Here is a 6,746-nt window from a genome sequence, read left to right on the forward strand (position 1 = left end):
TGTACGGTGACGCCCGTGAGTGAGCAGAACCCGAACCCCGAGACGACCGGCGCGTACGGCGTCGGACTGGCCACCGTCACCGCCGAGGGCAAGGTGCTGGACACCTGGTACCCGCATCCGAAGCTGACCGAGGTGCACGGCGCGGGCGGCACCGAGCGACTCTCCGCACAGGCGGCGGTGGACGCGCTCGGCGAGTCGGTGACCCCGTTGCTCGGCCAGGACGATGCCCGCGGTGTCGAGGTGGTGGCCGTGCGCACCACCATCAGCACGCTGTCCACCGCTCCCGTGGACACGCACGACATCTACCTGCGCCTGCACCTGCTCTCGCACCGCTTGGTCCGCCCGCATGGCCAGAGCCTGGACGGCATGTTCGGCCTGCTGTCCAACGTCGTGTGGACCAACCACGGCCCTTGCCCGGTGGAGGGCTTCGAGGCGACCAGGCTGCGGCTGCGCGCCAAGGGCAACGTGACCGTGTACAGCGTCGACAAGTTCCCCCGGATGGTGGATTACGTGACCCCCAGCGGGGTGCGTATCGCCGACGCGGACCGGGCCCGCCTCGGCGCGCACCTGGCCAGCGGCACCACGGTCATGCACGAGGGGTTCGTCAACTTCAACGCCGGCACCCTCGGCGCCTCGATGATCGAGGGCAGGATCTCCGCGGGCGTCGTGGTCGGCGACGGCAGCGATGTCGGCGGTGGCGCCTCGATCATGGGGACGCTGTCCGGCGGCGGTCGCGACGTGATCTCCATCGGCGAGCGGTGCCTGATCGGCGCGAACGGTGGTGCGGGCATCTCCCTCGGCGACGACTCCGTGATCGAGGCAGGCCTCTACGTCACCGCGGGCACGAAGGTCGTGATCGACGGCAAGACCGTCAAGGCTCGCGAGCTGTCCGGGATTTCCGGCGCGGTGTTCCGGCGCAACTCGGCCACCGGTGCCGTCGAGGTCGTCCCCCGTACGGGTGCGGGTATCGAACTGAACGCGGCCCTGCACGCGAACGACTGACACCGCGTCGCCGGGGCCGGTGCGGAGTCTCCGCGTTCTCGGCCCGGCACTGCGGCCGCTCACGGAGATCACCTGGTCGCTCCTGCCGGAACGGGCCGCGTAGCGGCTAGGTTCGTTCAGGTGAGTGTCACGACGGATCAGCTCAGTGAGCGGCTGCACGCACAGCTGCGTGAGCTGACCGCGCACGAGCCCGGGGCACGGGCGGGCGACGATCCGGAGGCCGTGCACCAGATGCGGGTGGCCGTCCGTCGCCTGCGCAGTATCCTGAAGATCGTGGCGGGTGCGGCCGATCCCGCCGTGAGACAGGTCAGGACGGAGCTGAAGTGGCTCGGCGGCGTACTCGGTGACGTGCGGGACCTCGACGTCCTGATCGGGGATCTGCGCCCTGCCGTGTCCCTGCTTCCCGAGCCCGATCGCCGCGCCGGGCTGCGGCTCGTCGAGGTGTTCCTCGCCGAGCGGCAGGACGCCCGGCAGCACCTGATCACTGCACTGGACGGAGCACGTTATCGGGCACTCCGGCAGCAGATCACCGCGCTCGCGGACCGAGCTGATCTCGAAGGTCAGGACCCGGCCGCCGAACCCGCCGAACCGGCGGAACCAGGTCACGTACTGCGCAAGCCGTACCGGGCGCTGACCAGGGCGCTGGACACCCTGCCCGCGGATCCGGACGACGAGCGCTTGCACGCGTTGCGCATCCACTGCAAACGCTTGCGCTACGCCGCCGAGCTGCTGCGACCCACGGTGCGCAAGAAGCGGGTCGCCACAGCCAGGCGAGCGTGCAGGCAGCTACAGGAGATTCTCGGCGAGCACCAGGACGCGGTGGTCGCCGCGGAGCGGATCCGGTCGGTCGCCGCCGCCCAGGACGACCCTGGCCTGGCTCTGGCGGCGGGCCGGATCATCGAGCAGAAGGCCGGTCAGCGGACCGCCATGCGGGAGGCCTGGCCCACCGCGGCACGACGTGTCCGGGAAGCCTTCGCCGATCTGATCACGTAACTCGCGACTCAGGAACGAGTTGCGCTGCACCCGCAGAAGCCCTCGTCGCCCAGAGTCTCCGCGAGCACCCTGCGATGGGTGGGCCTGGCCGCGAGATAGCGCTTCCTGCCGTCATCGGTGAGCGCCACGAAGATTCCCCGCCGGTCCGCCTCACACATCGCGCGCTCGACGAGCCCCTCGCGCTCCAACCGGGCGACCAGCCGGGATACCGCGCTCTGACTCAGGTGCACGGCATCACTTATTTCCGCGGCCCTGCACTTACCCACGTCTTCCGTGGCGAGCCGCTCCAGGGCCTCGAACTCGTTGACCCCGATGTCGTGCAGCCGCTGCAGCTCGCCTTCGAGCGCACCACAGACCGCCGCATGGCGGGCGAGCAGATGCTGCCACTCATGCAGAAGTGTGTGCTCGCCGACGTTGGTCACCATCGGAGAATAACATGCGGCCGAATATCATGCAAAGTCATTAAATGTGTTGGCATTAGATGCGCATGCATGTAGGTTCTCGCTCATGACCTCTTCGGCTCACCTCTCCACGACCTCGACACGATGGGATGCCCGTTTGTGGGCCGTGCTTCTCACCGTGTCCGTCGTCATCGGCCTCGATGCGCTCGACGTGTCGATGGTCGGTGTCGCACTTCCCTCCATCCAGGCCGATCTCGGACTTTCGACCAGTGCGCTGCAATGGGTCGTCAGCGGTTACGTTCTCGGCTACGGCGGCCTGCTGCTGCTCGGCGGCCGCACGGCCGACCTGCTCGGCCGCCGCCGCGTCTTCCTCGTCGCCGTCGCGGTGTTCGCCGTCGCCTCACTGCTGGGCGGGCTCGTCGACGACGGCGCGCTGCTGATCGCGTCCCGGCTGATCAAGGGCGTCGCCGCGGCCTTCACCGCACCGGCGGCCCTGTCCATCGTCACCACGACATTCGCCGAGGGCCCTGCCCGGAACAAGGCGCTCGGCATCTTCGCCGTATTCGGCGCGAGCGGCTACTCGGCCGGTCTCGTCTTCTCCGGGCTGCTGACCGAGGTCGGCTGGCGGTGGACGTTCCTGCTCCCGGTGCCCGTCGCGATCGCCGTGCTGATCGTGGCGATCAGGGTCCTGCCGAACGAGGGCAGGCCGGAGCGCTCCGGCGCGGGTTACGACCTTCCCGGCGCGATCACCGGGGCCGGGGCGACCCTGCTGCTCGTCTACACCGTCGTCGACGCGCCCGAGATCGGCTGGGCGAGCCCGCGGACCCTGATTCAGTTCGTCGTCGCGGCGGCGCTGGTCACCGCGTTCATCGTGATCGAGAAGCGCACCAAGCACCCGCTGGTCCGCCTCGGCATCCTGCGCTCCGCACCGCTGGCACGGGCGAACCTGGGGGCCGCCGCGTTCTTCGGTGCCTACATCGGATTCCAGTTCGTGGTGATGCTGTACCTGCAGTCGGTGCTGCGGTGGTCCGCGCTGGAGACCGCGCTCGGCTTCCTGCCGGCCGCCCTGATCGTCGCGTTCGGCTCCCCGCGGATGGAACCGCTGATCGATCGCGTCGGCACCTCCCGCACGATCGCCGCGGGCGTCGTCGCGCACGTCATCGGCTACCTGCTGTTCCTCGGTGTCGACCGGGACTCGAGCTACGCGGGGGGTGTGCTGCCCAGCATGATCCTGCTCGGTATCGGCTTCACACTGGCCTTCTCGTCGCTGAACATCCAGGCCACCGCGGGTGTCCCGGATGACGAGCAGGGCCTCGCGGGCGGTCTGCTGAACACGTCGCTGCAGGTCGGCGGCGCCATCGGCCTCGCCGTCGTGTCAGCGGTGCTCACCGCGAACGGCGGGGCGGAGACCTCGGCCGAATCGCTGCTCGCCGGGTTCGCACCCGCGCTGACCGTCGTCACGATCATCGCGGTGCTCGGACTGCTGGTCGCGCTGTCGGGTCTGCGCACCCGCGGGCGCGGCGAGGAGCCTGCAGCCGAGCCGGAGCCGGAACTCGCGCTCGCCGAGTAGCGGCACCGTTCACTCACGATGGCCACCTCGGGCGCCGTTACGGCTCCGAGGTGGCCGTCGAAGCATTCAGGGAGAAGCGTCCAGCCTGGCGACGGCGTTGCCGATACGGTCGTCAGTGGCCGTGAGGGCGACACGGACGTGGCGCGTACCCGCCGGGCCGTAGAAGCTGCCGGGAGCGACCAGGATCCCGAGGCGTGCCAGCCGGTCCACGGTCGTCCAGTTGTCCTCGTCCATGCTCGCCCACAGGTACAGCCCGGCCTCCGAGTGATCGATCCGGAACCCGGCCCGCTCCAGCGCGGGGCGCAGCACGGCCCGGCGGCCCGCGTAACGCTCGCGCTGTGTCGCCAGTGCCTCGTCGTCGGTCAGCGCGGCGGCCATCGCCTCCTGCACGGGCCTCGGCACGATCATCCCGGCGTGCTTGCGTACCTCCAGCAGCCCGGCCACCAGCTGTGCGTCCCCGGTGACGAAGCCCGCCCGGTAGCCGGCCAGATTCGCGGACTTGGACAGCGAGTGCACGGCCAGCAGTCCGTCCGAACTGCCACCGCACACATCCGGATGCAGGATCGACACCGGCTCGCGCTCCCAGCCCAGCGCGAGGTAGCACTCGTCGGACACGACCACCGTGCCGCGCTCTCTGGCCCACTCGACCACCTTGCGCAGGTGTTCGACGCCGAGCACGCGCCCGGTCGGATTGGACGGGGAGTTCAGCCAGATCAGCGCGGGCCGCTCAGGGCCGAGGGCCGTCAGCCCCTCGACCCTGCGCGCCTCGGCGCCCGCGAGCAGGGCACCGACCTCGTAGGTCGGGTAGGCCAGTTCCGGGATCGCCACGACCTCGCCCGCACCCACACCGAGCAGCGTGGGCAACCATGCGACAAGTTCCTTGGATCCGATCGCGGGTAGCACCGTGTCGGGGCTCAGCCCGGTGATCCCGTGCCTGCGCCGCAGGGCGTCGACCGCGGCCTCCCGCAACGCCGGGGTGCCGTGGGTGGCCGGATACCCGGACAGTTCCGACACCGAGGCCAGCGCATCGCGGATACTCGCCGACACCGGATCCACCGGCGTGCCAACGGACAGATCGACGATCCCGTCCGGATGCGCGGCCGCCCGTGCCTTGTGCTCGGTCAGTGAGTCCCAGGGGAAGTCGGGCAGCGCTACGCGCTTCATTCGCCCTGAGGGGGCAGGTCCTTGATCCACTGCGGGTCGTGGCTGGTCTTGCCGACCTTGGACGCACCACCTGGCGAACCGAGTTCGTCGAAGAAGTCGACGTTCGCCTTGGTGTAGTTGGTCGGCTCCTTGTTCCACTCGTCCGGGGTGTCGTCCTCGTAGTAGATGGCCTCGACCGGACAAACCGGCTCGCACGCTCCACAGTCGACGCACTCGTCGGGGTGGATGTAGAGCATCCGGTCACCCTCGTAGATGCAGTCGACCGGGCATTCGTCGATGCACGCCTTGTCGAGCACGTCGACGCAGGGCTCGGCGATCACGTAAGTCACTGGGCTCTCCTGCTGTTCGTCTTGGTCAGGCCCGTTTCCGGACATTACGCGGCGACGCTCACCCAGCCGATGGTGAGGCAACCCTTAGCACCACTGCCCGCATCCGACGGGGTGGCAGCCGCGGGCCGGCCGCGAGTACTGACCATACCGTGAGTATGGAATTACCTCGGCTTGCGTTTGTCTCGCGCGCCGTCGCGCTTGTCCCCCGTCACAGTGAACCGCGGGGGTGCGGGCGGGGCCTCCGGTGAATCCGGCGAGTCCGGTTCCCCGGACGTCGCCGGGCGGTTGGTGACCGCCCGGTTGAAGCTGTCAGAGATCTCCCTGACCAGGTCGTCGTTGTGCCGGTCGTCCCTGCGCGCGACGCTCATCGGTCCTCCCTGCTGGTCGGCCTCGGTCCTTGCCCCACAATCTAGTCGTGCCCGACACGTCGATGCTCGAACTCGCCTGCGCTCGGGCCTGGCCGCCGCTCGTGTGCAGGCCGCTGGGGCAGTGGCAACTGCGTGCCTCGGACGGCTTCACCGGCCGTGCGAACAGCGCACTCGCGCTCGGCGACCCCGGAGTGCCCATGAAACAGGCACTCGAAGCGGTATGTGAGTTCGCCCACTCCCACAGGGTGGACGCGCTCGTGCAGGCGGTGTACGGCAGCGAGATCGAGGCCGCGCTGGCCGCGGCGGGCTGGGTGCCGCATGTGCACTACCCCGCGGGCCATGAGGTGTCCGTGCTGCTCGGACCGCTGCCTGAGATCACCGCTTCGGCCTCCGGACCGGAGTGTGTGGTGCTGGACGCACCGACCGAAGCCTGGTGGGAACTGGTCGTGGGCCGTGGCGAGCCGACGCCGGCGCAGCGGCACGTACTCGCCGCCCCAGGGGCCGGATTCGGCCTCGCGGTGCTGGACGGCACGACGGTGGGTGCGGTCCGGGTGGCGGCCGCCTGCTCGGTACTGCACATCGGCAGGCTCGAGGTCGTGCCGGAGTACCGCAGGCGGGGGTTCGCCGCGGCGCTGCTCGGCGCCGCGGGTGACTGGGCGCGCGAACGTGAACTGACCGCGGGCGTCCTGCAGGTTTCAGTGCACAATCACGCCGCCATGGCGCTGTACGCACGGCTGGGCTTCACCGAACATCACCGTTACCGATACTGGCGGCCGAAGTGACGCCAATCCGTGAAAGACATCCCAGGAGCTGAAATGTCAAGCCGCAACGTTCTCGGCGTGATGCGACCAGGCGGTCGTCTCGTCGTAGAGGGTGCCGGTTTTGAGGCAGCCGTGCAGGATGCCCACCAGCCGGTTCG

The 6,746-nt window shown here is 69.4% G+C and carries 8 protein-coding genes; 4 read left to right on the top strand and 4 right to left on the bottom strand.

Annotated elements, in window-relative coordinates; all coding sequences use genetic code 11:
• Positions 1 to 15: 15 nt before the first annotated feature.
• Positions 16 to 1,002: a 2,3,4,5-tetrahydropyridine-2,6-dicarboxylate N-succinyltransferase gene (gene dapD, locus D0C15_RS30275; RefSeq protein ID WP_116051538.1), complete on the top strand. Its 987-nt coding sequence runs from the start codon at positions 16 to 18 to the stop codon at positions 1,000 to 1,002.
• Positions 1,003 to 1,122: 120 nt separating this feature from the next.
• Positions 1,123 to 1,995: a CHAD domain-containing protein gene (locus D0C15_RS30280; RefSeq protein WP_162830313.1), complete on the top strand. Its 873-nt coding sequence runs from the start codon at positions 1,123 to 1,125 to the stop codon at positions 1,993 to 1,995.
• An 8-nt stretch (positions 1,996 to 2,003) separates the two neighbouring features.
• On the opposite strand, the gene D0C15_RS30285 is transcribed toward D0C15_RS30280, so the two are convergent.
• Positions 2,004 to 2,417 (bottom strand): MarR family winged helix-turn-helix transcriptional regulator, encoded by a 414-nt coding sequence (locus D0C15_RS30285; RefSeq protein ID WP_116051547.1) that lies wholly within the window; start codon positions 2,415 to 2,417, stop codon positions 2,004 to 2,006.
• Positions 2,418 to 2,502: 85 nt separating this feature from the next.
• On the opposite strand from D0C15_RS30285, the gene D0C15_RS30290 reads away from it, so the two are divergent.
• Positions 2,503 to 3,966 carry an MFS transporter gene (locus D0C15_RS30290; RefSeq protein WP_116051540.1) on the top strand — a complete coding sequence of 488 codons (1,464 nt, stop codon included), beginning with the start codon at positions 2,503 to 2,505 and terminating at the stop codon, positions 3,964 to 3,966.
• Positions 3,967 to 4,032: 66 nt separating this feature from the next.
• Here D0C15_RS30290 and dapC read toward each other — a convergent pair whose 3' ends face one another.
• The 3 genes from dapC to D0C15_RS30305 form a co-directional block, all read right to left on the bottom strand.
• Entirely contained in the window at positions 4,033 to 5,130 is a 1,098-nt protein-coding gene (gene dapC / locus D0C15_RS30295; RefSeq protein ID WP_116051541.1) for a succinyldiaminopimelate transaminase, read from the bottom strand.
• Positions 5,127 to 5,459, bottom strand: coding sequence for a ferredoxin (fdxA, locus tag D0C15_RS30300; protein WP_091675475.1), 333 nt, complete (start codon positions 5,457 to 5,459; stop codon positions 5,127 to 5,129). The genes dapC and fdxA overlap by 4 nt, the downstream gene beginning before the upstream one ends.
• Positions 5,460 to 5,620: 161 nt before the next feature.
• Entirely contained in the window at positions 5,621 to 5,827 is a 207-nt protein-coding gene (locus D0C15_RS30305; protein WP_116051542.1) for a hypothetical protein, read from the bottom strand.
• A gap of 62 nt (positions 5,828 to 5,889) precedes the next feature.
• Here D0C15_RS30305 and D0C15_RS30310 point away from each other — a divergent pair, with 62 nt between their 5' ends.
• Positions 5,890 to 6,609: a GNAT family N-acetyltransferase gene (locus D0C15_RS30310; protein ID WP_116051543.1), complete on the top strand. Its 720-nt coding sequence runs from the start codon at positions 5,890 to 5,892 to the stop codon at positions 6,607 to 6,609.
• The last annotated feature ends 137 nt before the right edge of the window (positions 6,610 to 6,746 follow it).

The organism is Amycolatopsis palatopharyngis, assembly GCF_003385185.1.
GTDB lineage: Bacteria > Actinomycetota > Actinomycetes > Mycobacteriales > Pseudonocardiaceae > Amycolatopsis > Amycolatopsis palatopharyngis.